General features: G+C 42.0%; 20 protein-coding genes. All 20 read right to left on the bottom strand.

The features are described from left to right. Positions 1 to 520: 520 nt before the first annotated feature. Positions 521 to 4723: a DUF6443 domain-containing protein gene (locus Q0L00_RS16145; RefSeq protein ID WP_297337923.1), complete on the bottom strand. Its 4203-nt coding sequence runs from the start codon at positions 4721 to 4723 to the stop codon at positions 521 to 523. Then, the gene (locus Q0L00_RS16140; RefSeq protein ID WP_297337922.1) at positions 4720 to 5181 is read right to left on the bottom strand and encodes a hypothetical protein; all 462 of its coding nucleotides are present in this window, start codon (positions 5179 to 5181) and stop codon (positions 4720 to 4722) included. The genes Q0L00_RS16145 and Q0L00_RS16140 overlap by 4 nt, the downstream gene beginning before the upstream one ends. Positions 5182 to 5323: 142 nt before the next feature. Further along, positions 5324 to 8542: a hypothetical protein gene (locus Q0L00_RS16135; RefSeq protein WP_297337921.1), complete on the bottom strand. Its 3219-nt coding sequence runs from the start codon at positions 8540 to 8542 to the stop codon at positions 5324 to 5326. A 495-nt stretch (positions 8543 to 9037) separates the two neighbouring features. Beyond that, positions 9038 to 9868, bottom strand: a complete 831-nt coding sequence (locus Q0L00_RS16130; RefSeq protein WP_297337920.1) for a hypothetical protein — start codon at positions 9866 to 9868, stop codon at positions 9038 to 9040. 2 nt (positions 9869 to 9870) lie between these two features. Beyond that, positions 9871 to 10707: a DUF4138 domain-containing protein gene (locus Q0L00_RS16125; protein ID WP_297337919.1), complete on the bottom strand. Its 837-nt coding sequence runs from the start codon at positions 10705 to 10707 to the stop codon at positions 9871 to 9873. A 3-nt stretch (positions 10708 to 10710) separates the two neighbouring features. Beyond that, the gene (traM, locus tag Q0L00_RS16120; protein ID WP_297337918.1) at positions 10711 to 12033 is read right to left on the bottom strand and encodes a conjugative transposon protein TraM; all 1323 of its coding nucleotides are present in this window, start codon (positions 12031 to 12033) and stop codon (positions 10711 to 10713) included. Beyond that, positions 12023 to 12406 (bottom strand): hypothetical protein, encoded by a 384-nt coding sequence (locus Q0L00_RS16115; protein ID WP_297337917.1) that lies wholly within the window; start codon positions 12404 to 12406, stop codon positions 12023 to 12025. Before Q0L00_RS16115 ends, traM begins: the two co-directional genes overlap by 11 nt. Next, entirely contained in the window at positions 12403 to 13020 is a 618-nt protein-coding gene (gene traK / locus Q0L00_RS16110; protein WP_297337916.1) for a conjugative transposon protein TraK, read from the bottom strand. The genes Q0L00_RS16115 and traK overlap by 4 nt, the downstream gene beginning before the upstream one ends. A 28-nt stretch (positions 13021 to 13048) precedes the next feature. Then, positions 13049 to 14101, bottom strand: coding sequence for a conjugative transposon protein TraJ (locus Q0L00_RS16105; protein WP_297337915.1), 1053 nt, complete (start codon positions 14099 to 14101; stop codon positions 13049 to 13051). Next, positions 14094 to 14750 carry a TerB family tellurite resistance protein gene (locus tag Q0L00_RS16100; protein ID WP_297337914.1) on the bottom strand — a complete coding sequence of 219 codons (657 nt, stop codon included), beginning with the start codon at positions 14748 to 14750 and terminating at the stop codon, positions 14094 to 14096. The genes Q0L00_RS16105 and Q0L00_RS16100 overlap by 8 nt, the downstream gene beginning before the upstream one ends. Next, positions 14747 to 15388, bottom strand: coding sequence for a hypothetical protein (locus Q0L00_RS16095; protein ID WP_297337913.1), 642 nt, complete (start codon positions 15386 to 15388; stop codon positions 14747 to 14749). The genes Q0L00_RS16100 and Q0L00_RS16095 overlap by 4 nt, the downstream gene beginning before the upstream one ends. Positions 15389 to 15440: 52 nt before the next feature. Next, on the bottom strand, positions 15441 to 16133 hold the full coding sequence (locus Q0L00_RS16090; protein WP_297337912.1) for a conjugal transfer protein TraI: 693 nt from the start codon (positions 16131 to 16133) through the stop codon (positions 15441 to 15443). Next, positions 16126 to 18600, bottom strand: coding sequence for a TraG family conjugative transposon ATPase (locus Q0L00_RS16085; protein ID WP_297337911.1), 2475 nt, complete (start codon positions 18598 to 18600; stop codon positions 16126 to 16128). The genes Q0L00_RS16090 and Q0L00_RS16085 overlap by 8 nt, the downstream gene beginning before the upstream one ends. Positions 18601 to 18662: 62 nt before the next feature. Beyond that, positions 18663 to 19046, bottom strand: a complete 384-nt coding sequence (locus tag Q0L00_RS16080) for a DUF4133 domain-containing protein (protein ID WP_297337910.1) — start codon at positions 19044 to 19046, stop codon at positions 18663 to 18665. Positions 19047 to 19052: 6 nt separating this feature from the next. After that, on the bottom strand, positions 19053 to 19376 hold the full coding sequence (locus tag Q0L00_RS16075) for a DUF4134 domain-containing protein (protein ID WP_297337909.1): 324 nt from the start codon (positions 19374 to 19376) through the stop codon (positions 19053 to 19055). Positions 19377 to 19439: 63 nt separating this feature from the next. Continuing rightward, positions 19440 to 19751 carry a hypothetical protein gene (locus Q0L00_RS16070; RefSeq protein WP_297337908.1) on the bottom strand — a complete coding sequence of 104 codons (312 nt, stop codon included), beginning with the start codon at positions 19749 to 19751 and terminating at the stop codon, positions 19440 to 19442. 1657 nt (positions 19752 to 21408) lie between these two features. After that, positions 21409 to 21927 (bottom strand): hypothetical protein, encoded by a 519-nt coding sequence (locus Q0L00_RS16065; protein ID WP_297337907.1) that lies wholly within the window; start codon positions 21925 to 21927, stop codon positions 21409 to 21411. Beyond that, positions 21917 to 23065, bottom strand: a complete 1149-nt coding sequence (locus tag Q0L00_RS16060) for a 6-bladed beta-propeller (protein WP_297337906.1) — start codon at positions 23063 to 23065, stop codon at positions 21917 to 21919. Before Q0L00_RS16060 ends, Q0L00_RS16065 begins: the two co-directional genes overlap by 11 nt. An 88-nt stretch (positions 23066 to 23153) precedes the next feature. Further along, entirely contained in the window at positions 23154 to 23405 is a 252-nt protein-coding gene (locus Q0L00_RS16055) for a hypothetical protein (protein WP_297337905.1), read from the bottom strand. A gap of 871 nt (positions 23406 to 24276) precedes the next feature. Next, positions 24277 to 24588 (bottom strand): hypothetical protein, encoded by a 312-nt coding sequence (locus tag Q0L00_RS16050; protein ID WP_297337904.1) that lies wholly within the window; start codon positions 24586 to 24588, stop codon positions 24277 to 24279. Between the last annotated feature and the right edge of the window lie 477 nt (positions 24589 to 25065).

Raw genomic sequence — 25065 nt, 5'->3', positions numbered from 1 at the left:
GCCGTTAGTCTGTTCATCTTTTTTACCAACCCGGGTTTTGGCCCAAGGCGGGATTTCTGATCACACCCTATCCCCCTCCTGCACTTCCTGGCTTCGGGATGGGCCCAAGATTCTTCCCCACCCCGGCATCGTATTCATCAGCACCTGTGAAGTTTAAGTAGGCGCTGGGTGATTTTGTCTGCCCAACAATCTAGCCTAAGGCTAATTCCGGTCATTATCGGAATTCTTAACACCTTGTCCTTCCCTCATACAAATTTGTATTGATACGAATGCGTAATTACAAATTACCCCTAGGCAATGTCTATTTTAAATTCAACTTAAAATTACACTCAGCAGGGGTATGCTCAACCAAATTCAATACTTTAAATTGATTTTTTATTTAAATCCAAAAGGATATTTACCTGTATAGGATTATAAGTAGTATTAAAATCAACAAGAAAACCAAGGATAAACTTATCATTGTTTTCCAACTAATTTTATTCCAGGGCATTAAAGGCATGACTTTTTCTTATAAAATTATTTATTCTTGATTGAATTTCTGAGGTTCGCCGTTATTTATAAATTCTCGCGGAACATAAATCGGTAGTGGGAACGGCCAACGAATCAACTTTTCAAGATAAAACGTTTCAAAAATACTTACTCCAACATTACTTATTGAACTTCTATTTTGAGGATTTTGAAGAATTGGAAAATATTTTTGCAAATCTTCCCCCATATATGTTTTCCAGAAATTAAATGATGTACTTGGAAGAGAATTCCAAGCATTGTCGACCCAAAAAAATTGTCCTCCTCTTGTTGACATTTTATAGTATGTTTTTCCATTTATTTCTCTAGAATTTCCAGCATATCCATAACCATCGTTTTCTGCTCTTGAAATCTCATTTGGAGATCTCCTTTGATTGGATTTGTTTTCATCCCTACAACAATCTTTATTTTTAGATTTTTCACCACCTTCAGTTTGAAAATTACCCATAAAATCAATCCCTGTGGTAATCATATCAGAACTAATCTCCCCGTAACCAATATTGACCATAACAGGTTCATCACCCTCTGACTCCTCCCTATCCATCACACTTTTCTCAGTCTCATCTTCCGAGCTCATACTCTCCCCGGAAGTCTTTACCCCCCCAAGCGCAGCGTAAGGCTCCATCCCATCCGGATCGATAAATCTGATCGGGTTGTCAAAGGCATAGTTGAACGGAGAGTGGCGGGTCATTTTTTCTGCCAGAGGATCGATCACAAACCACCTGCCAATCGCAGGATCGTAAAGCCGTGCCCCGTAATCATACAAGTTTACTCCCAAGTGGCCGTTTGCCTCCTTGCCGTTATAAAGATAGGGGTTTACTTTAATTCCTCCATATTGGTATCCAAGTCCTCCAAGCTCTACTCCCCATGGATCGTAGTGCGTTTCTTGGACAATAAGCGGACCTGTGCTCATAATCCGGAACTGATCGAACCAGACGTTTTCGCTTGTCTCGTTCACCAAGAATGTTTCGATGTAGCCATCCTTCCTCACTGCGATCTTCTCAATCAGTTCCTCATGCCTGTTTCTGGCTCTTTTGCTTAAAACTACTTTTCCTTGTTCGTACAGATTACTATCGGCATCATACAAAGCGTAACCCATGTAAGCTTCAGGGGCAGGTTTCTGTTGAAGTTCGGTAATCACCAGCGCAATGACGTTGGCTATCGCAAGTTCATTGGGGGAGGCGGCCAGGTTTTGCCCGTACTCCCCGAGTTTGCGGATGATCTTGCGGTCCATCCCGGTGCGGGCAAAGGTCGCCGGACTTAGTCTGAACTTCTTGGGGTCTACGTATTTTCCAAAAACACCAAGTTCCACACTATCCCCCTCCTGCACTTCTTGGCTTCGGGATGGGCCAAGGATCCTTCCGCGGTCAGCATTGAGCCATGCTGTGGCATATCCTCCCGGAGTCTTGTTGTGTTCTCCGGCCCCCTGTCGGGTTTCTTTGATGTTTTGGAACAGTTCTTCTTCTTCGGCTGCATTCTCCGGCTCCATGGTGGCGATTCTGGCTCCTGACAACGGAGCCCGAACCACCTGACGCACATTGCCCAGATGATCCTTAATAAAGAACTCATGGTGGTAGGTTCCCCCTTCATAAGCCGCCCTTCCCTCATCGTGAAGGATATAGCTCATGGCAGATCCTTCCAGCACAAATTCCCCAAGATAGTTTAGGGTGGTAACTGTGGAACCATTCGTATTGACCTGCCGTACCTTTATGCCTTCGGCATTGTATTGATACTCAATTTTCCGATTGGTTCCCGTAAAGGTGATCACCTGAGGAAGGTTTAAATGATTATAGGTAATACTGTTGATTTCCTTATCCAGATTTTTGGTCAGGTTGCCGTTTTTGTCATAGGTATAGCTGCTAATGCTGCGCTCCTTAAAGTCCTTGGACAGGTAGCCTGTGGAGCTTAGGGCATCAGCCACTTGGGTTAATTTGTTTCCATTTCCTGGGTAGGTGTAAGTCAGCTGATCCACCAGTCCAAAAGTAGTACTCGTCAATTGGTTGGAGCGGTTCATGGAGGTGATATTCCCGTTGTAGTCGTAATTGATATTACTCAAATTATATCGCCCATTTTGGCTTGTCGCAGAAGGAACGGAATAGTTCGCTGTCTTCAGCCGATTTACCGGATCATAGGTGTAATTATAGATTCGCTTGATATCGTCTTTTCCCTTCCATTCAATTTTGGAAACATTCCCATTGAACTGCGGACTCGTCCCCCCGGATTCGTAAAAGAGTTCTTGGGCAAATACCGCCCCTATTCCATTCACCGTTTGCGGGTTATTGATTTTTTTCAACCAGCCACGGATATTATAGGTGAACGAAGTGGAGGCATTTGCCGCAACCGGAAAAACCTTGTTGGTCAGTTTACCCAGCTCATCATAGCTAAATTCCGCCAAGGTAACTGTGGTGCCTGAATTGATTTTATGGGTGATTTTTTTAATCATTCCCACATTGTTGTAATGATAGTCTTTGATGATGGTCTGAGAGGAAGGACCGGTCAGTTGGCTGGTGGTTTGTACGGGTTTATTCTCAAAGTCAAATTTGGTCGAAGCCCTCAAAGTACCTGACAGATGATGTTCTTCAAGGGATTGAATCAAGCGGCCTTGAGCGTCATAAAAGTATACAGATTCATACCGCAATCCTGAACTCAGATTTCGGACCAGCTTGCCGGTCACCAGTCCATGGGTTTGAGAACTGGAGGCGGAATATCCGGGTATTTGGGAGAAATTCAGGGTACTTTTTTTGAAATTATAATGATCGTAATAGGTAACTGTCAGTACATCACCTTCACTGCTGCTTGGAAAACCTCCCGCATTGGTTGATCCGGTTTTTCCAGAGGTAGCATTGATCACCGCATTGTTTGGTCCCATCCCATCCAAATCCGTCTGTAAAGATGATCTGGATTGAGTATTGGCAACCAGTCCTGTCATCACTTCCCTTCCCAATGCATCATATTTACGATAATGCCATTTGCCCTGTGCAATCAATAGACTGTCCCGAGAAGCCACAAGCCTATCCTGCAGATCATACACATATTCCTCCGGAGCCTTTCCTGGTAACCTTTTGGTAATCAGCCTTCCTCTCGCATCATAGGAATACATGTAGTATTGGTTGAATTTTAATGAATTCCAGGTGGAACCGTACCATTTATTGGAAGCTCTTAAGGTTCGGATTGATTCCGGGGGCATGACCACTCTTAATCGGCCAAAAGAATCATAGACATAATAGGTACAAAGCCAGCCGTCATGATGTAAGGTGGGGGTATCAGAAAATTGTACTTTTTTTAAAATCAACCTTCCCAGCCTATCCTTATATTCGATCACTCGACGGCCATCTTCATCCCTTGTTTCGTTTTTCGAAAGCGTACCGGCCGGGAAAATTGCAGTGGATTCTGGCGGCCCTGTTCCTACAGTCCAAACCCTCACACTGTCGCCCGCTGAATTGGTCCCTTCGATGAACTCCAGTTCATGACCCACCCAAGCAGTGCCGGGTACACCCTGCTTCAACACTCGATTTAACGGAGAAGCCTCATAGGTTTTGTCTGCATATCCCCTGCTGTCACTGAAGGTGGAATTATAGTAGCTATTGTGAAGACTGGTAGCAGTAGGTCTGAACAACCCTAATGAAGTAGAATTATTTGGGACCGGTAAATAATCCCGGTAAGGTCGCCCATAAGAATCATAGGTTATCGGTGTGATGATATCACTACCCATATTTCCTGCCTTGATGGCTACTTGCTGGATTTCTCTACCCAATCCATCATGGTATGTGGTAGATTTAAAGGATTGGGTTTGTGAGGAGTTTCGGAGTCCAAAGTCCGCAACAACCGTATCTCTGGCAACATATTCCCTGACCCAGTTTCTGTCCTCCTGATATAAATCAACGCGGATCGGCACCTTTACGGTAAGGCATCCTGTGGAATTGTGGTAATAGGCTAGAAAATAGGTTTTGCTTGCATAAAGTACTGGAGTTGCGAAAAATTGACTGGTTGATACTTGGGTTGAACCATTGGAGTCAAACCAACGATAGGAGAAGCCGGAAGGCGCATTGTTGGCAGACATGATAGTTTGGGTATTACTATAAATCACCTTTGAAGGAGCAGAGGGAATGACATCCGTGCAGGAAGAACTTCCCACAATCTGGGCAGTAAGCAATTGGCAAAAACCCATCAATAGGAGAAAAAGAATATAGTTTTTCATTGGCCCAGTTTTTTAAGTAAAAGCATGTTAAAATCTTCCCTTGAGTTGGGTTCCGGAATCCATATCATCCCCACTTCGGCAAAAGTCACCCGATACTCTTTGATACTTTTCTCGCCGGAAAGTGAGATCATCATTTTTTCGAGATCAAACTCCCAAGTACCAAATTCCTGAAACAAACTCCCATTTTCCACCCAGGAGAGCGTATATCTTCTTTCTTCATCAAGAAAGCAAGACCATGAATCAATCTTTTTCCATAGTTTTTCCTGGGCTGAATTATCCTTGCTTTTTTCTTTATCCAGTAATTCGGCTTGTTGCTTTTGGTGGACCAAATCATATCTCCAAATACCAATCAGTTTTTGATCTGCTTCGGACAGTGTATCCAACTGGGCTGAAACTTGGGATTGGCATACTTGTAAAAGAGAAAAGTAAAGTATAATGAGTGTCAGGATTAGTTTCATAGGATTGTATTTCATCAAAATTGTTCTCAGCTTTTTATTCAGTTATGGATTCGGTTTTTCATTAAAAGGATGATTTCACCTTACTTTCGTTTAGCATCCATCCAACTTATCTTCATTCCGGTTTAACTCCTTATAATTAACCTCAGGGATCGATGTAGGTGTATTCGTAGTGCTTTAGAATATGTCCATCATCATTTTTGACAGTGGAAAGTCTTCCGAATGGATCATAGTGATAATGCAAACCTTGATTTCTGGGATCCATTTGGGAAGATATTCCTGTGAGCGGTTTGTGGGTATAGGTGATCATTTGGCTCATTTTCGGGTGAAACCTCAATTCATCCACCAGAGTATTTGATCCGCTTATTGTGACATTTCCCGATCCATTTATTTCCACCAGCCTCCATGTATTATCAATTGTTCCTGAGTAGGAGCTGCCGTTTATTATCAAACTGGAAGAGGCTGAAGAATTTTTTCTTATCCAAAAACTCACTTTATATTCACCTGAATTTGACTTTGTAATCGAACCGTTGTTCAGCAGATAAACTTTCCTTCCTGTTTTGGCCTCGCCGAGCATTACAGGAGATTCGGTGCCTGAATAAGTCCATCCTCCTTTTTCATTAGTTTCAAAGGATGTGTAGGCAATTTTTCCTACCGTAGCATTAGTAGCTTCTGCAACAACATAATTTCCCTCATAGCCATATAAAAAAGAGTTTGTTGTCCCATCACTTAGTGAATATTGAATCAAGTTACCCCTGGAATCATATCCATTCATGATCATCCTTACCTTGTATCCACCGTCAAGACTCAAGTTGTTTGTCCCCGAAGTTTGGACATTCGCGTAACTAGTTACTGGAAAAGGGGTGGCTGATTCAAAGAAATAAACATCCTTGGGAAGGTACCATGAGGTTCCACTTAATTTTGCATATTCTGTTACTTTTCCCGCGATGACCCTGACGTATCTGCTGGGTTCTCTAATCAGCGTGTATTCTTCAACAGGGATTAAAATATTTTTGAGTAATAGTTGCCTAAGGGCCTCCGGTTTGCCGCTGTAAGTTGTACTGGGATTAATAATGTCATAATTGTAGCGGATAACATTTCGAGTCATACTCGGATTCGGAGAAGTATTATACTCCTCTTGACTCAGCTGTAAATAAATGGGATGGAATTCCCGGGTTATTCTCTTTTCAATGGATTCAGCGCCATAATACAAGGTCTGTTTGCTACTGGTCTCCAAATAGACCCCTACATCCTGGGTAATATTGGCAATCATATATCGAAAACCGTCGAAGGGATAGCCCCCACCTGAACAATAGGAGAAAAAGTTACCAACCTCTTCCCCCAAAATGACTTGGGTAGCTGCCTGACCCACCAGTAAAGATTGGCTTTTGAATTTGCTATAGGTTTTTTCCGTTAATTCTTTTAGATTATTCTGACTGTCGTACTTACTTATTTTGGTAAGCTTACCTCTCTCCCAACTTTTCTTGTTTCTCCATGTCTTATTGGAAAACTGAACCGAATACACCCCATCTCCGATATAGACATTGTTATCAAATTCATAGATCGTTTTTCCATTCCCATTGGTTCCGTTGGCATATTCGGTAACTTTGGTATAAACTACCGGGCTGTCATCAAATCCAGCACCGACTACTGAATTGGTTACCCAAGATCTAACCCGATATTGCCTTTGATTCGGAGTATTTGGTACGATGTCCCGCTTATACTGGGTAGATAGAAAATGGAAGTTCCTTACATCATGATTTTTGTGACCTAGCCCATCTTCATTATTACCATATTTGTATAAGGTAAAATAATTGGTTTGCCCATCATTTTTAGTGATTTTTTTTATCCTAAGACCGGATCCATATTTTGTGGTTCCCAGATCCGAATATTTATGCGGTTCAAACTCAAACTCGGTATAACCTCCTGTGGGGAATGTAATCCGTTTCAATAGGCCTTGTTTATAAAAAGTCGTATCCGTTGTTCGGTTTGCTCCTCCAATAGAAATTGTTGTAGGCGGTTGACTTGTAACAGGGTGGTATTGAACTGTCTCCTGGGGAATTAAATTGGTATTTGTGCTTTTTCCGTTGTAAAACCCAAATAAATCCCGACGGTAAGATCCTGTGACTTGGTCCCAAGAAAATGAGGTGGTCTGATAGGTGAAATTATATTTTTGAATCAGTGTATTTGAACCGTCCCAAACTTCAAGTCCATCCAGTTTTAATCTGGCATCGCTGTTATTGGAAGCAAGCTTGAAATTTCCGCTGTTACGAAAAACAAATGATTTCTCAAGGGTATAATTCCCGTTTAGTTTGGAATAAACTTCAATTTTCTGCAACCTTTCAATATCCGAATTCCCTGGTAAGTCAGTTCGATCTGCCCCTAAAATAAATTTTACCTTTCCATTTTTAAACAGTATTTCATGGATTCCCAACTGAGTAATCGAACTAAATGTACTGACCAAAGTTGTGACAGGATTGTAAGTTTGGCAGGGTAAAAGGACTGCATCTGAGGTATTACATTGGTCCATCAATGTGATGTTTGTTTCAATCTCCGAACTAGCAATCGTACCGACATTTTGGTAGGTAAATGTTACATAATCGTCGGAATTTGGAGCTTTGATTTCCTGTAAGTACCAAGTCACAACCCCAGACAGATTTGTGGAGCCTGTTTGGCTACTAAGCAGTTCCTTCGCATTTTGAGAATTACTCCAATTACTTCCAAATCTATATTGATGACCTCTCGTATCGGTGATATCAAAAAAATTAGTCCCCCCGCTGACTTTAATTGCACTCTCGGGAAATAACAAAGGAGCCTGACCATTCTGTCTCAACAAAAACCTCCCCGATCCTCCCGGGAAAGAATATGAGAACAAGTCTGGTTCACGGTCATTGTTTCCTTCAGCTGTGTAACGTTTGTAGTACATATTTTCACAGTAAGCAAAGGGGTCAACCGTGTAATCATTGTTTAATGTTAAGAAACTGGATTCATCGGGTTTGCCAACAATATTCCGGGTCACCTGTCCTCCTACCTGTACAGTCCATCCCAACCCGGCCCATGAAGCCCGGTCGATATACCGGATTCCACTTGCATGGTAGCTCAGCGTAATTGGGACTTTGATTGGACCGGATTCAATTTCAAAAAGTGGAATGGAAATTTCAGGGGTTCCTGTGAAAAGATTGACATTAAAATCCCCATACTTTTGTATGGAAGCTGCATTAGGTGAGTTCTGGGCCGATTTTGGCGTGATTTTGTTAATCTGGGAACTTACATCAGAAGGCAAGCTCTGCGCAAATCCCAAAGTAACAAAAAAGAAGATCGGTAAAGCTAAAAAGCCAATTGAAAAGCAAAAATTTTTTTTCATCTGACAGGAATTTATTTTCAACAAATAAAAACTCTTTTATAAATCCTTGTCAATACCCATTTCTGGGTATTTTATTTTTAATAAAAATTGATTAACAAAATTTTATTCTGTTATCAACTGCATTTTACTTATTTTGAATGATCTTTTTAATAAAAACGCTACTGAAATAGTATAATTTCTAATTTGAAATCTTATATTTTAAGTTTTCTATTTTTAAAAATCGATTTTTACTTTTAAAAAGTAAATGAAAACGGCAAAACACTAAAAATTTGAGCCAAATTTTATTGGGTGACTTTGCCTTTTCTTCCCAAATAAAAATTAAAAAAAACGTAAATTATTTTTCTTGAAAACTATTTTAAACAAAATTCCTCGGTTTATTCCTTAAGACAACCTCTTATTTACCAGCCTATTTACACAAAACCCGACCAGAATCCGGCCGGGCTTTCCCAAAAATTTAAGGGCTCATAGGTCCATTGAAGAACGAAGTTCCGCCCTCTAAATTGCTTTCCCCCTTGATTTCCGGGGTTTAGCTGCTTTCTGAGCCGACACATCCTCTTGTTCATCCGTTGTCTTCTGCGCTTTGGAGTTCTCCTTTTTCAGATCTTTTTTCTTTTCCGAATCTACTACCTCCTTTTGATTCTTGACAGTACTATTTTTGATTTCCAATACCTCTGCCTGCTTGACAGAGTTCATACTTACATCGTACAGGTTGATGGATTTGAACTTAGGATTGGCCTCAACGTACATGATCTCCTCCCTTCCGCTTTGCACCATTACCACCGGAAAGGTATTTCCCTTTTGTAGGGATTTGAGCATCCAACCCAGCTTGGTTTCCTCCCCAAGCTCCTTGATGGGGAATTTTGCCAAAGCCGCTTTCAGATCAAATCCGTAATTCTCAAAATACTTATTGATAACAAAGTTGTTCTTTTCATCCTTTTTACTCAAATCCAGTTGAAGCCAAGCCTTATAGGTTTCCTTATCGGATCCCAACAAAGATTTATATACTGCTCTTCCCTCCAATAAATTGAAGGCTTCCTTTAATGTAATCCCCTGATTCTGGTAGAAAGTATGGGTTCTAGGTTCCTGCCCGGATTCAGGGTGTTGAAGCTTGGCCTCATACTTATTGAAGAAGTAGCGATCCGAGATTTGTGATTTTTTAAAATACAAATCCACATCCAGTTGCTTTGATTCTATATTGGCCCGATGGGTCAGGATAAAATCTTCTTTGCCTGCTTCGATTGCCTCTTTCAATTTGGCATTCAGCTTATCCTCAAAGCCGCTATACATCAGTTTTTCAGTGAGGAATTCATAATTTTCCATGTCCATGATTAAATTGGTTTTTTTGTTTCAATTGGTAATGATTGGGCCTGAAGAAGGTGTTTCCCTTTCAGACGGAGATGAAGTTCCCGGTCTCCCCGCCGTTCCCGCAGGCGAAAGACCAGGTGTTTTTGATTGGCCACCGTAAAAACCGGATAGGCCAAGACCAGTGATTTGAGCTGTTGATCATCCTTCTGATTCAGAGACTGAACAGCAGAAAACGCCGGTTCCAGATCCACTACCCGCCTGGAGGATCGTTTTGAGGATCGGCTGTCCACCACCCGCAGATCAGGCCCCAATGGCTCAAAGGGGATCCTGGAAGTATTGCGCATCATCAAATCAAAAAAGAGCAGGCCCTGTTGATAATAGATTCCCTTCAGCCAAAAGTGCACCTCGTAGCGGAATTGCTTTTTGATGGGGTTGGAATGAAGCAAAGCCAAGCCTTCTGCTACTTTCTCAAATTCCCCGGAATTCATCCCCAAGGAGGACTCCAACTCAGGACCACTGTCTTGTTCCTCCCTAAAATCCCAAGTGGTATTTACTGGGTTCACCGCATAGCGAACTTCAAAGGCATGGATCCTCCCATCGCTGGTCAATACGTGCAGGTTAGTGTTGGGCATCTCCTTACTCCCTGCCTTTAGCTTGAGCAGATTGAGCGCTCTTTCATCCTTTTGTCCCAAAAGCCAGGGGCTTCCACGGTCAATAGACTGAATGGGAGCATCGAAAATCAAGACTGTGGTTTTATCCCAAGAGACTTCCAATTCGGCTTGTTGGGCCCAACAAGCCCCTCCTCCAAGCAAGCCAAAAAGCAAGAACAAAATCCGGGTTTGTACTTGAAATTTTCGCATAGCTCAAGGGGTTTTGGCTTGGGAAAAGTCAATCAAAAGTACCGGATGTCCCCCTTTAACCTGCAATTTCTTAGGCCTGCTCTTGGATCGGATTAGCGATCGGGAAGCATCCACTCCGGTGGTTGCCAATTGGCTTTGCCAATCCATTCCAAGGGTATTGAAGCGCATGCCCTGAGCCCCTTGAACCGATTGATTCAACCATTGGGAGGCCCCCTTCTGATCAGCGATTTCCACACCAGGCAAGCCATCCAGACCATAGGCTTTCAAATCCACCGGAATCAACTGATCCTTCCAAACTATACCCGAGACCCGCAGCTGCAATCTGGCTCCCGACATGCTACTACCTGCGTGCAACAGCGTACCGGCAGGGATTTGAAGTTCTTCTAAGATCAGGTCCTGATCCAAGATTAATTCGACGGCTTCCCCCGGAAGAATTTGCTGGCTTTCGGCCACATGGGCTTTGATGGTGGATGGAAAGGAATTTGGAAATTCTTGCGGTTCTTCCTGATTTACGAAACCAAAAAATCCATTTCCCCCTTCTTCCTGAATGGAAAAAGATCGCTTCGCAACTCCAGCCGAGGACTCTTTTTCGGAATTGGTGGAAATGGCCACCGGTTTAATCCCGTTTAACCGGGAAAACTCCTCAGTAGACTCCACCTGATCAGCACCTTGCTGAAGAAAGACCAGCTTATCGAGTAGGCCTTCCAACTGCTCCAACTCCGGATCAGGACCTGATCCTCCCTGCAGTTCGCCCATCGGGTTTTCCCATTCCTTTCGGGCTTGAAGCAGTTCAGCGGAAAGCTTCTGCGAAAAAGAGTCAGCAGAAGATTCGGCCGTCATCAGATCCTTTGGTTCGGAATTTAACAGCTTCTCCAATTCCTTTAATTGATCCGCCATAGCCTTTTCGGGATCAAGTATTTCCTTGGACTGATCTAAAGCAGGAGAAGAATGGGTAGAAAAACCCGTTTGGGGGCTTGAGGAGGAAAAGCTTAAGCCGATCAGGCTTTCTTTTTGCTCCTCTTTTGGATTCCCTTCCTTGGGTTGCTGATCAACTAGCGATTGTTGAAGGAAGGCAGGCAATTCCAAATCCGGGGATTCCTTTTTCCATTTCTCCTCCAGGGTATAGGCCTCCGGTTTGGAAGTCCTCTTTTCCTTGATCAGAACCTGAGGCAGTTCCTGATTTAATCCTTTAGGGATTTCTTCCAAGACCGGAATTTCTCCGCCGGTGCTTCCCAGAAGAAAAACCAGCGGAACAATCAATACCGGAAGGCAAAGCAGAAAAACTCCTTTTCTCCGCTCTGCCAGTTGGGTTTGCTTATTCATCATCGCATATGGGTTTTGGTGAAAGATAAATTAAGAGGGTATCGGCTGCGATCAGGGGATCCATTTCTGGCAAGGGTGCGACCATTACCCCTGGGCTTGATTTTTCCAACGGAGCTGACCGGTTAATCCAAGAAGGAAGGTAGATGAAAAGGGAAAAGAGGAGCAAAAACAGGCCATAAACCGGCTTCTTGCGCCTGAAAGGCAATTCCCTATCCCAGGACTGGAGTTGGGCTGCAAAACTCCTCAGTATAGGATCCAGCCCACCTTCTACCAGGGCATTTCCCCAAAGAGTCAAGAGCTCAGCAAAAGGTGGCAAGCCCGGCGTTTTGACCTGCTGCCCTTGCGAATTTTTCTTCAGCGCTATCAATTGTGTCATCGAGTCAGTTGTTTGAGGTTCTTGTTTTCCAGGATTTCCCAGTTTTCAATCAAAAAGCCATGGGGATTGGCCGGACTGCGTTGAATCTGGCGAAGAGTACCGGCTGTAATCAAGGAGCGGATTAATTTGGAGCTGGAGCGGATGATTTCCTGCCGGGCATATACCCGAAAGGGATAATCTGCACGGCTTTCATCCACCACCATGCTGTCGATCTGAATGCGCTGGCTGACATTGGCAGCCATCAACCGCTTGAAATAGCCATCCTCCCGTAAATTATCCAGGTAAAACCGCACACTTTGATCCCCCAGGTATAAGGCCTCTTCCAATTGCTTTTCAATCAATTGCTCATCAGGAGAAAGCGTGAACAATAACCGGTGAAATTGCCGAAGATGCCCCTGAGCTTCCACGGCAATCACCGCATCCCGGGGATGGGCAAATGCTTTTAAAACCTGATCCTGGGAAATCACATACACTTCCTGACGGGCCCTGCGAACGGTCTCCCAGCTCAAGTAGGACATGCCGATTGCCCCGAGAACAGATACTGAAACCAAAATCAGGGTCCAGAATTTCAGATGGACAAATGCCCGATCCAGCTCTTTAAGTTGTGTTAGCATTTTCTGATCATTTTATGGGTTACTAGCCTTAGCGAAGCATTTTTTGAAATTGCCTGGGATACTGGGAAATCACCTGGCTACTTTTGCGCAACAGAGAATCCCTTCCGCCTGCATAAATGATGTAATTGGAAACCGAGGGCACGGTGGTATAGCCCAAAATGGCCACCACCATAAAAATCAAAAAGGCCGTATCGGTAGAGGAGAAGAAGGTTCTTCCCCCTGACTCAATCTGATCCAGATCGATTTCCAACATGCGCTGCTGCACCTCATTGATGATGAAGCTGAATATATTGGTTACCGGAAGCCATAAAAACACATTGATGTAGCGGGCAATCCACTGGATCAGCGTATGTTGAAAGCCTTCAAATACGGCCAATCCAAAGCTAATCGGGCCCAGGATCCCCAAGACCACCAGATAAAACAGCCGGATGACATTGATCCCCAATCCTGTGGCCTGATAAAGCACCTGCAACACCTCAGACATCCAAGTCTTGATATTCAGCTGCATGTGAAAAGAAGCCTTTTCCATGGCAAATTGGATTCCGTTCCCAATGCTTTCCATCCAGCCTTCTTCCCCTGCTTCGGGATTGGAATACTCATACCAGAGGTCTCGGTCCCCATTTCCGGAATTCCCCACGTACATATTCCAGAACTGCCCTTCCTTCATGGCCTTCTTTTTGGCTTCAATCAACTGATTGATTCCCTCTTGGGAAGAATTTCTCAATTTTTCCGTTGCCAGCAGGACCGGGGTCATGATCAGTTCGATGGCTCCTGTCACCCAGGAAAAATTCACCACCAAAATCCCCAAAACAAAGGGCCGGAACAGGGGGTAAAAATCCACCGCTTCGGCTTCGGCAATATGTTTCCAAACCCGGTTACCGATATAAAAAATGGCTCCGATACCCGCAATGGATTTAGCTGCATACTGTAGGACATAGGTATCATTTCCTATGGTCTGACTTACCGATGCGATCACCTCGTTAAAATCATCAAGGTACAGGGCCAAGTCATTGGCCAGGAGCAGGCGGGGAAAGAGTAAGGTTCCCAGTAGTACCATCAGCCGAATCGCATGCTTAGCCATTGCTCACTCTGTTTTCCAACCTAGTCAAATCCGCTTGCTTGCCTTTTCTTAAATCCAGCAATTCCCGGTAGGACCAATTCCATCGACTCAAGCCTGTCAACAGCTCCTGCATGGAGTCATGAATCCGGTCTATACTTCGAATCCGTTCCCCGTCATCCAGCTGAAGCTGCCCATCGGCCAGGATCAAAAGCAGCGTTTCCATATTTTCCATCCCGGCCCTTGAAAAAGCCGTAAAACTTTGGATCACCTTTTCCTGCTCTTCCCAATTATCCCATCCCAACTCATTCAGTTCAGCTCGAATCCGGGAAACCGCCTGAATTAAACGGAGCTGATAGTGAACAATTTCAGCGACTTTGTAATAGGATTTAACTTCAGGGCTGACTTGCTTTAGCCGATTCAAAAAAGCCTCATGCAATCGGAAATTACCCTCGGTGATTCCCTTGACCTGATTAAATCCGGATTCTAGGATCCGGTATTTTTCTTTCATGCCTTCCAGCATTTCCCGGAGCTGCTCCAGCTTTTCCACGTTGAGCAGCAATTGCCTCACCTCCGCTGTTTGAGCTTGGGCAAAGGCCCCTGTCCCTAAAAAGCCGATGCTCAAAAAACAGAGTTGAATCACGCAGTGTCTACCTTTAAGTGTCATCATCATAAGCTGTTGATTTTTCCATCTATGGTTTTGAGAATACCCTCCTCAAATTCCTGCTGCTTTAAGTGAGTATCAGCTGCAAGCTGAAGCCGGTTCAGGTCAGTAGAGAGGGTAAAAAGTTTCCGCTCCAAATCCATCAGCAGTTCGGCACGCTGTGCATCCCTTAGTTCCAGTTTACCGGAGTTCAAAAGGGCAAAAGCTTCTCCCAAGCGCATCGAGCGCTTTTCCAATTTTCGATGAAGAGAAAAAAAGGCTTCCCCAAATTCAGCTTCAAGCTCCGAGCTTTGCCAATGGTTTTGGGAATACTGGATTCGTTCCCCAATCTGATTGGGAAGAAGCCCGTCACCGGCCATCCGGATCACCACCTGCTCGGATTGGGGTCCGACTTTTCTCCAGCGTTCAACAAAATCTTGATGGGCTAAAAACTCCCCATCCTTCCAGGCCCCGATAAGCCCCAGTCCGGACTGAAAAATCTGTGCTGCCTCTTCCAGCAATCCGGATTGCACCTTCAATGCTCCCAGTTGAAGTAAGAGGTATTTTTCCTGAGTCTTTTTTTGTTCGAAGAGCTCAGAAAAAGTTTGGCCCTTCAAGGAGACTGAAAACAGCATCCCCAGAATAAGCATACCTATGATTTTTTTCATTCCTGTGTTTCGTTTTAATTGATGCTTTAATTCAGCATGTTTTAGGTTCCATTTAGTTTAGAAGCATTTCCAAGGTCCTGCCCTCCTTTGCCAAAAGCCTGCGCTGAGCCTGGAGCGATTCCACCTGAAGATTCAGTTGGATTAGATTTCTGAAATTCCCAGACATCCGCTGTTCTAAATCCAGGATTTGTTCCAGCCGCTCCCCATCACTGAGTTGGAAACTGTAGGATTTGAGCAACTGAGTCAGCTCCTGGATATTCCGGGCACTTTGCCGGAGAATCTCCCCATAGCGTTGTTCGAGCAAGATCATCTCCTGGGGACTGAACAGCTCCCCTTCCACAATCAAATCCCAGCTTTTCTGATAGGCACGAAGCAATTCTCCCTGAGAAGCTGAAATTGCCTTCACCTTTTGAAACTGACTGATCATGGATTTTACCTTCCAGAGACTTTCGTAATAATCCCCGTACAATTGCTGCTGCTTTTGGGACCAGGAGGCAATCTCAGCCAACTGGTTTTCAGTCAATACATTCTCCAGCTTTTGCTGGGCCTGTTGGAGCCAGATGGTTTCATTTTGCATGCGTTGGATTTTCAAATCCACCGCCACAATGATTTTCTTTACCCCCTGACGGATGATTTCCGCAATGGGAATAGCAGCCCAAACGGTCTGAGTATTCAGCATCATTGCGAACCAAAGCAGACCCGTGACCAGTACTTTTTTCGATCCTTTGTTGAGTGATTTATCCATGGGATTGCGCGTTTTTTTCCCGTAGTTCAGCTGCCAAAGCCGTGATGGCCAATTTCAGATCTCCCAAGTGGGCTTTCAATTCCTCCAATCGCATCTTCTCCTTTTCCTCTGTGGTATAGGTCAGGTATTCCTCCAAACTCACCTCGGTTCTGTACACCTGACTCTGGCTTCCCAAGCCGATAAAAACCTCCTTGTATTTGCGGCGGGGGTCATTGGCCCGGTTGATGGAAAGGACCAAGGCTTTCTCCTTTTGGGTCAAGCCCAGAAGGCGTTGGATTTCTTCAAACTTATTTTGATATTTGCTTTGATCCAGTAGAATCTTGCAATCCGAGTTGTTGATGATGGCATCCTTGATCAGTGGGCTCTGGATGATATCATCCACTTCCTGGGTGACCACGATGGCCTCCCCAAAAAACTTCCGCACCGTTTTAAACAGGTATTTGATGTACTCGGCCATTCCTTCCTTGGCAATGGCCTTCCAGGCCTCTTCGATCAGAATCATTTTTCGAACCCCTTTGAGCTTGCGCATCTTGCTGATAAAAATCTCCATGATGATCAAGGTGACGACCGGAAAAAGAATGGGATGATCTTTGATTTTATCCAGTTCAAAAACAATAAATCGCTGATCGAGCAGCTGAATATTCGCTTTGGCATTGAGCAGGTAATCAAACTCCCCTCCCCGGTAAAAGGGACGCAACACATAAAGCAAGTTCTTCAGATCAAAATCCCGAACCTGTACTCCTTCGGCTTCAACCTGTAGCGCATAGTCTTCCCGCAGGAACTCATAAAAGGTATCAAAACAGGGGAAGCAATCCGGATGGACCTCCAAATAGGCATAGTATTCTTGTAGCGCATTGGAAACGGCCACATACTCTGATCTGCGAAAACTCTCATTCTCTTTTTTCCAAAGTGCCAATAAAAGGGTCTTCAAACTCTCTTTCTTTTCGGTATCCAAAGCTTTCCCCTCCAGATAAAAGGGATTAAAGCAAATAGGCTCCTCCTCCGAATAGGTGAAGTAGTAGCCTTGTACCAAGTCACAAAGGCCTTGATAGGAATGCCCCACATCGATCAAAACCACATGGGCGCCCTGTTCATAGTAACTGCGGACCATGTGATTGGTAAAAAAGGATTTCCCCGAGCCCGAAGGGCCCAGAATAAACTTGTTTCGATTGGTGATCCAGCCTTTTTCCATGGGCCGATCCGATAAGTCTACCCAAATGGGTTTTCCATAGCTTCGCTCACCCAGGCGAATCCCTGAACCTGGTTTTCCTGTTTCCTGTACTCCTTCCAGCGTATAAAGACAAAGAAATTGATCGAGGGTACAGGGAAAGCATTCGTTGGTTGGGATGGCAGCGGCATTTCCTGGAATTCCTGCCCAATAAAGTTGGGGAGCTCCAAAGGTTTCTGTTTTGGCAAGCAACCCCATTTTACTGGCAGCTGCTCCGGCTTGACGGAGCTGATGGTGCAATTCCGCTCTGCTTTCAGCCCAAAGCAGGATATGGGCATGGGCTCTTACCGGAATTCCTCCCAGCTGAATGGATTCATCCAGAAATTCAGCAATCGAAGAAGCGGCCAATTCATTGGCTCTGGAATAGCGGGACAAGGCATGGAGGCGAAGTCGCTTGCCTTCCAGGCCTGCGTAAAACTTCTCTTTTTCCTGAATCTCAAAAACCTGGGAGTAGATGTGATTGCATTCCAAATTTGAACCCAAAGCACTGGCATTCCCCCAGTAAAACTTACTTTGATCGGTAGAATAGGCCTCGTACACCTGAGTAGGTCCTAGCCTATTGGGCAGTTGATTCAATTCGGCAAAAGAAATCAATCCCAGATGCTTTTGACCCGATTTCCAATCCGGTTTAAACTCCAAATCAAAAAGCTGGGGAAAATCCTCCCTTGCTGCCGGCATCAAATACTGCTCAATCAGTCCCAATTCGCTTTTATTACCCAAAAGCTCAGACTCGCTCAGGGCTTGCATCGGAATCCCTTCTGCCTCCAACAAAAACGCCATTTGAGCAAGGGCATCGGAAAAAACCGTCAAATGGCGGGGTTCCTGAGTAAACGCTTCCACCCAATGCCGCCGAAATAAATTGGATAAACTCGAAGGGCTCAGCTTTTTGTCCCGATTGGGCAACGTCACAAACAGGTAGGAGCGTTGATCCATAAAAGGCCTATTCTGAAAAAACGCTGAATTTTTCTGGTCCAAAAAACCCAAAGGCAGGCTGCCTTTTTCCTGCCACCTTTTTTGAATACACCAATCCTGTTTCCAGACCAAAGTCCGGGCAGGAAGTAATTGAAAGCCTTTAATCAGGCTTCTGTGGATGGCTTCCAGCTCCGATTTACTTTGGGTAAATAGGGCTGGAAATTTCATGGAAAAGCAGGCTGTCAAGTCCCCCTGTTTGGAAACCAAAAAGCCATCTTCATAGGAAAGTAAAGGCAATACCTCATCGAGTTCCCTGCTAGTCTTCATGGAATTAGGTAATTAGGAAAATAGATTAGTGGATTTTTTTAACTCACGATCACAGTTAAACTTCAAAGGAAAGCGGAAGAAGAAGGCAGGTGGAAGCAAGCTGCCCTCATCCCCGTCAACTTCCCCTTTTTTGTTTTACTCAAGCTTCGAAATGGACTCCTGCCCCGAACTCGAATGCAAAAGGGTACCCGCTTGAAAGCCGATCGCTTCATCAGTCCATGGGGTCCCATTTCCCGGTTCCAGACCAGGATCTTCCCGGATAGAAACAAGACCGGGCACAGCGTGAAAAATGCCGCCAGAATTGGCGCCAAGCCTATTCCTGAGAGGAGTAAAAAGAGCAGAATAGTCCCTATTCCAACCCCTATCATATAGTAGAGAAAAGGAGGCTTCAGCCCTTTAAACTCCATTTCATGATCCAATCCTTTATGAATTCGTGACGGGTTCATGGAGGATCAAGGGGTAGGTGCACCAAAGAAACTCTGCAACACAATGGATACAATGACCAAAAAAACGCAGGAACCAAACCAGGCCGCCGCCACTTTTCCGGTATCCGGATCCCCCGAATTCCATTTGTTAAACACCTTGACTGCACCTACCAGCCCCACAATAGCCCCAATGGCATACATCAGGGTAACTCCACTGCTGAAAAACCCGGAAACCTGATTGGAAGCTGCCTCAATCCCGGCAACTCCATTCTGAGCACTTGCTGAATTGATCAGCAGTAACAAACAAGCTGCACTCAGCCTGAAATAGAGCGTTTGGATACTTCTTTTCATCGTCTTACTTGGTTAAGTTGAAACATTTCTAATCGAATACATTTTTGATCAAAAGCAGAAGAATCATCTTTTGGGTGCTTCTGCCAATAGTTCCCGAAAGGGGAATTGATTCAACAAGGCCATTTCTTCCGGCTGCAAGTCCGAAGTAGGTTGTTGATTCAGTTTGCGCTGTAGGGCAAAAGCAAGAACCAGATCATCCCAACTTACTTTTAGAATGCCCTCTTTGGTTTTCCTTTGATTAGCCGAACCCAGATTTTGAAAGAACACCCTCAGGGGTTTCCGGAAATAGCAATAGATCACCCAGCCATAATATCCGGCAACCGTTATCAGAAGCAGGGGCCAAAACCCATCGGATTGTAATAAATGGTAAATCATAGCATTCGCTCTTTTTGAAAGAAGGGTTTCAAACATCCCCAGAAAAACTGAATGTTATTCAGTAGCTAATCCCAACTCGGGTAATTTTTTTTTAGGTTTTTCACCTATTGAGCTTATTTTGGTGAAAAAATTAAGCGCTACCTAAGCTTTTTCGACTGGGATTGAGGTGATTCCCGTCTTCCGGAAAGGCAAAACTGAGCTAGAAAAATCCAGAAAAAAGGAGAATCCCTATTCCAACAAATAGTTGTTCGAGTCTCGGGCTCTACCGAATTTGAAAAACAGAGGATGATCTTTTATTCTAACCGACTTGTCGGGCTGGATAGGTTTGATTTGTATTCTGTGGGAATACCGGAGGATTAAAAACCTTCAAACCTTCTTTTTATGGAAAATCTTTCGTTAAGAAGAGGTTAAAAAAGCCATAAATCAATCCTTATGGTCAGTGGACTTAATTATTTTGTATATTACAATTCGAAATCTTAATCGTCATTTTAAACCTAGTGAGGGTGTTAAGGAAGTAGCCTCCTAAAGATTGAAGTAAACTACATGAATCTTGAGCAAACTTTCATTAAAGTTCTTTGAAAACAAGTGAGTTTTCCTAAGCACTTTCAATTGATTCAATTAGGAGATCAATGTGAGAAATTCTGGAAACTAGAAAAGGGAATAAATAGGTATATCTATTATCAAAAAGACCCAGAACTTACCAGCTGTTTTGATAGGTAGGAGGATATTGTGGGATCAATTTATAGCCCCCTAAATAAGATGGATTCTGGGGAGAAAATTCAATGAGTGGAGGACGTAGGGTTAAACGAACTAAACCTATTGTACCTCCAAATAGATGGTTATTATTTGCAAAATTTCAGAATAGGTTATAATTCTCATTATTTTATCGAAATGGAAAATACATTAAATTTCTTTCAGTCACTAGATAGCAAAGGCCGCTATTTGTTCTTATTGAAAACAAGCACCGACGTTTCCAACGAACTCCTTTCCACATGATTGACAGATTTTTAGAGTTAAAGTCGGAATCCCCAATCAGGATTCGAAGTCCGATTTCTTAACAAATTTCAATCCTACAATGACTCAATGATAAGCAGAACAATTAAAAATTCAATGGACCCACAATTTGTTCGGGGAAGCATAAAGTACAACCGCTAAGTATTGTCATACTTTAGTTATCTACCCGGCAATTTCATTTTGTATAGGAGAAAGAAAAACTATTTCTTACTTCCACAGATTGTTTCAAAATAGCCTCAGTAAGGAAAACTGGAAACTACTGTTTGAGAAGAAAGAATATACTTTTTATGTACTTTCCTCACCATTCCCCAATGGAGAAACCTAAATTTTCCAACATGAGGTTGGCCAGTGTGAAGTGGTTACTAATTTTATAAAAAATGGACCGAAAAAAGACTAAAAAATGAATTAATCTTATAGTTTTTGAAAATTCCTTTCCAGTACCTCTGATTTGAATTTCATGCTAAAAATACCTATCAACAAACATTAATCAGAACCAAGGCACCCAAGTAAAAATTGATACAACTTTTATTAAGTTCCATCAAATTATCTTAAAGGAGTTTTTCTCCCTTGCTTAAAGCTCTGCTTTATTTACTAATGTTAGAAATAAATAATAACAATTTAGTAATATTGAAAATTAGATGGTTTATTGAATCATGAGTTCAATAAACTTGAAATAATTCCGAACCTTATTATCATTCCCTTGTTCGAAAACAGCTATACAAGATAAATTACCATTTTTAACATAGCCAAGTTTAGGATAAAATTCATGCGGTTTAATATAATCAAATTCAGTATTTTTAAAAATTTGAACACTATCTATATTTACAATTCTCCTCAAAGCATATTTTATCTCCCTATCCTTAATATTTTCACTTTTAATGACCATAACTTTATTCATATCACTATTTGAAATAAACTCGGCTAAATGATTTGTTAAATAGTCAAAACAATTAAAGCAAGAAGAGCTTGGCAGAACAAATAAAAAACCATTTGTCTTTGTTGAAAATTTCTTTTCATATGGCAAAAAAAAGTCTTCATCATAAAACCTATCGGCAACTATTTCGGAAAGGGTATCAACCTTTTGAGCAGAAAATTCCACCGAATCAACATTTTTGGAACACGATAAGATAATAAAAATAAGAAATATAAAACTATTTTTCATGAAAAATAAAAATTAGAGGGTTATCACTTCTATTCAAATGATCATACTCCTTAATATCAGTAAAAAAACCGCTTTCTAATGGAATAGAGATATATCCCTTCCCATCGCCAAGTGAACCAATCCGCATCTCCTCTTCAAAATCAAGGATGAATTCTTTATCATTTAAATTAAACTTAATTCTCCTCCCTGATGAAAGACTATTATTATCTTTATTATAGATTGATAAATACGGTTTACCAGAGTTAAAAAAACGAAATGTAAGAAATGAATTACTTTGAAAAACATTACCTACATTAAAAGATTTATCAGTTGAATTGATGTAAGAAAATACATCTACAATAGTAGAATACCCTTTATTAATCAAATCCTCTTTCAACACTTTCTTGTCCTGAAAATCAATATAGTACTCAATAGTTGGCACACCATAACTATTTATAGAATAAATAGTATCGTTAAAGGAATTAACAAAATTAAATTCATTTTGACTCTTCAAAGAAAAGTAATCGTCTCTGTTTATGTGCAAATATTTAGATTTTTCTATTTCAAACGGAAGAAAAGAGTTTTCCAAAGAATACCCTGTGGCCAGGTTCTCACCAAAAAAATTGATTAAGGCATTTGGCTTATCTATAGACAACATATATCCAGGAGTACCCAGTAAGCGATCATCACTTTTCTCTATACCAAAAAGAGGAAAACCTAATTTGAAGCTTATCTCAAAATTAAAATCATAATCAAATTGCAGTAAATTCCTTTGATTAGAATCATAAACCCAAATTCGATTTTGATCAGGCAATAAAATAACGTCCGTCAAGTTGATAAAATCATTAGGACCGTCATTACCCTTTTCAACTTTCGAAATAAATTCTCCATTTCGACCAAACTTATATAAAGCACCTCCACCTTTTATGAATAAGTATTCATCGATTAGGACTTTGTGAATAAAATCTACAATAGATGAATCATTAGTTTCTAGTGGAATTATTTCACTAATTTCGAAAAAATCATCAAAATCGATTACATCATCAGCACTAGGTAAATTTTGTGAAACTGTAGTAAAGGTAATATCTTCTTTTTGTACAGTAGGTTTACAAAAAACAAGAAAAATTACAGGGATAAATATTAGGTTTTTTAATTTCATGAAATTTAAGTGTAGTGTGATTTTTATTTAGTTTCAGAAATACAAGCTGTCTCAGATGGATGTATGAGACAGCTTGTTACTTGTAAACCTAACATTTAGCCGCAGCGCAGGCATCGCTATTGGTATCAGCGCAACAATAACGTGTACCAGATGCATTTCCCATCAATGGCCCACAAGGAGGACATCCTTCTCCTCCTATAACCACAACAACTTGGGCTAATGAATTAGAAGTGAGATCACCTAAAATTGTACCATGATTGGAAGAACCAGATAAATCAATTCCTAGGATTCCAAAAAAACCAAGGCAAAAGATTACCAATAAAATTTTTAACTTTTTCATAGTTGTTAACAGTTAAAGTTTAAAATAATTAAATGAATGTTTGATTTTAAGTATTCTAGTTCACAATTCCAAACCCATCATGATCAGAGACTTGTGATTCTCATAAAAGTACAATTTGGAAACCGGATTTTACCGAAATTATCTTTTAAGAATTTAATCCTCTACTCTTCTGAACCTTAATTTATTTGGCAGTATTTTAAACTAACGAAATAAACGATTGAATTCCAACTATATTTAAATTATTTTCAATTCTTGGAAAAATATAAAGAATTTTTAGAATACATAGTATTATAAAGTCTAGGTTTAGACCAGGAGCTTAATTACTTAAACCTTTCACCTTTTCAGAATATACATCGGTCATGCCTGCCTGATCGGACAAACAGTCTTACGGCATTTTCTGAAATCTATAGATTCCAATTTCCAGTCAATAAAATGGATGGGTATTCAATAATTTTAATCTTTTCGATAGTCAAAGTGAAATGATTAAGAACGCCTTTTTTGGAGAAGAGGTAGTCCTTAAGGTGTAAAACATCGACTAGGATATTGTTTCACTTGGTTACCGAGGACGTCAAAAAATCGGTTCCTGCTGACTCAGGCGATGAAAACGTCTCAAGTCTCAAATAATATCTGAACTGACGAATCCGATCACTCGACATCCCGTAAAGCATTCCGACAAGATATTAAGTTTTTTTTCTGATCGTTTTGTCCCGGAAGGTTGCCACAACAACAACTTACTCTTCAATTTAGAAATTGGCGCAGTATGCTGGAAGCCTCTCATCTTCCCAATTCACCGGACCTGGCATACGTGGCTATATGATTTTAGGTTGCTTGACATTTCGGAGTCTCATTTTCTATATCAAAAGCAGGAGAATCATCTTTTGGGTGCTTCTGCCAATAGTTCCCGAAAGGGGAATTGATTCAACAAGGCCATTTCTTCCGGCTGCAAGTCCGAAGTAGGTTGTTGATTCAGTTTGCGCTGTAGGGCAAAAGCAAGCACCAGATCATCCCAACTTACTTTTAGAATGCCCTCTTTGGTTTTCCTTTGATTAGCCGAACCCAGATTTTGAAAGAACACCCTCAGGGGTTTCCGGAAATAGCAATAGATCACCCAGCCATAACATCCGGCAACCGTTATCAGAAGCAGGGGCCAAAACCCATCGGATTGTAATAAATGGTAAATCATAGCATTCGCTCTTTTTGAAAGAAGGGTTTCAAACATCCCCAGAAAAACTGAATGTTATTCAGTAGCTAATCCCAACTCGGGTAATTTTTTTTCAGGTTTTTCACCTATTGAGCTTATTTTGGTGAAAAAATTAAGCGCTACCTAAGCTTTTTCGACTGGGATTGAGGTGATTCCCGCCTTCCGGAAAGGCAAAACTGAGCTAGAAAAATCCAGAAAAAAGGAGAATCCCTATTCCAACAAATGGTTGTTCGAGTCTCGGACTCTACCAAATTTTGAAAAACAAAGGATGATCTTTTATTCTAACCGACCTGTCGGGCTGGATAGGTTTGATTTGTATTCTGTGGGAATACCGAAGGATTAAAAAACTTCAAACCTTCTTTTTATGGAAAATCTTTCGTTACCAAGAAATTGAGAAAAAGTAATATGTGTATCCGTTTAACTGCACGTAGCCAAATAAAGACAATTTGTGTCAATAAC

The organism is Algoriphagus sp., from assembly GCF_024305035.1.
Lineage (GTDB): Bacteria > Bacteroidota > Bacteroidia > Cytophagales > Cyclobacteriaceae > Algoriphagus.
Note: the sequence above shows the minus strand (reverse complement) of the source record. Positions and strands in the feature narration are given on the sequence as shown.

Bases quoted from the DNA above. Each gene is read 5' to 3' on its own strand.
- Q0L00_RS16055 (WP_297337905.1), bottom strand. From the start codon at position 23,405: ATGAAAAAGTTAAAAATTTTATTGGTAATCTTTTGCCTTGGTTTTTTT.
- Q0L00_RS16085 (WP_297337911.1), bottom strand. From the start codon at position 18,600: ATGAAGACTAGCAGGGAACTCGATGAGGTATTGCCTTTACTTTCCTAT.
- Q0L00_RS16145 (WP_297337923.1), bottom strand. From the start codon at position 4,723: ATGAAAAACTATATTCTTTTTCTCCTATTGATGGGTTTTTGCCAATTG.
- Q0L00_RS16130 (WP_297337920.1), bottom strand. From the start codon at position 9,868: ATGGACATGGAAAATTATGAATTCCTCACTGAAAAACTGATGTATAGC.
- Q0L00_RS16105 (WP_297337915.1), bottom strand. From the start codon at position 14,101: ATGGCTAAGCATGCGATTCGGCTGATGGTACTACTGGGAACCTTACTC.
- Q0L00_RS16095 (WP_297337913.1), bottom strand. From the start codon at position 15,388: ATGAAAAAAATCATAGGTATGCTTATTCTGGGGATGCTGTTTTCAGTC.
- traK (WP_297337916.1), bottom strand. From the start codon at position 13,020: ATGCTAACACAACTTAAAGAGCTGGATCGGGCATTTGTCCATCTGAAA.
- traM (WP_297337918.1), bottom strand. From the start codon at position 12,033: ATGATGAATAAGCAAACCCAACTGGCAGAGCGGAGAAAAGGAGTTTTT.
- Q0L00_RS16070 (WP_297337908.1), bottom strand. From the start codon at position 19,751: ATGATTTACCATTTATTACAATCCGATGGGTTTTGGCCCCTGCTTCTG.
- Q0L00_RS16115 (WP_297337917.1), bottom strand. From the start codon at position 12,406: ATGACACAATTGATAGCGCTGAAGAAAAATTCGCAAGGGCAGCAGGTC.
- Q0L00_RS16135 (WP_297337921.1), bottom strand. From the start codon at position 8,542: ATGAAAAAAAATTTTTGCTTTTCAATTGGCTTTTTAGCTTTACCGATC.
- Q0L00_RS16060 (WP_297337906.1), bottom strand. From the start codon at position 23,065: ATGAAATTAAAAAACCTAATATTTATCCCTGTAATTTTTCTTGTTTTT.
- Q0L00_RS16140 (WP_297337922.1), bottom strand. From the start codon at position 5,181: ATGAAACTAATCCTGACACTCATTATACTTTACTTTTCTCTTTTACAA.
- Q0L00_RS16090 (WP_297337912.1), bottom strand. From the start codon at position 16,133: ATGGATAAATCACTCAACAAAGGATCGAAAAAAGTACTGGTCACGGGT.
- Q0L00_RS16065 (WP_297337907.1), bottom strand. From the start codon at position 21,927: ATGAAAAATAGTTTTATATTTCTTATTTTTATTATCTTATCGTGTTCC.
- Q0L00_RS16075 (WP_297337909.1), bottom strand. From the start codon at position 19,376: ATGAAAAGAAGTATCCAAACGCTCTATTTCAGGCTGAGTGCAGCTTGT.
- Q0L00_RS16080 (WP_297337910.1), bottom strand. From the start codon at position 19,046: ATGAACCCGTCACGAATTCATAAAGGATTGGATCATGAAATGGAGTTT.
- Q0L00_RS16125 (WP_297337919.1), bottom strand. From the start codon at position 10,707: ATGCGAAAATTTCAAGTACAAACCCGGATTTTGTTCTTGCTTTTTGGC.
- Q0L00_RS16100 (WP_297337914.1), bottom strand. From the start codon at position 14,750: ATGATGATGACACTTAAAGGTAGACACTGCGTGATTCAACTCTGTTTT.
- Q0L00_RS16050 (WP_297337904.1), bottom strand. From the start codon at position 24,588: ATGATTTACCATTTATTACAATCCGATGGGTTTTGGCCCCTGCTTCTG.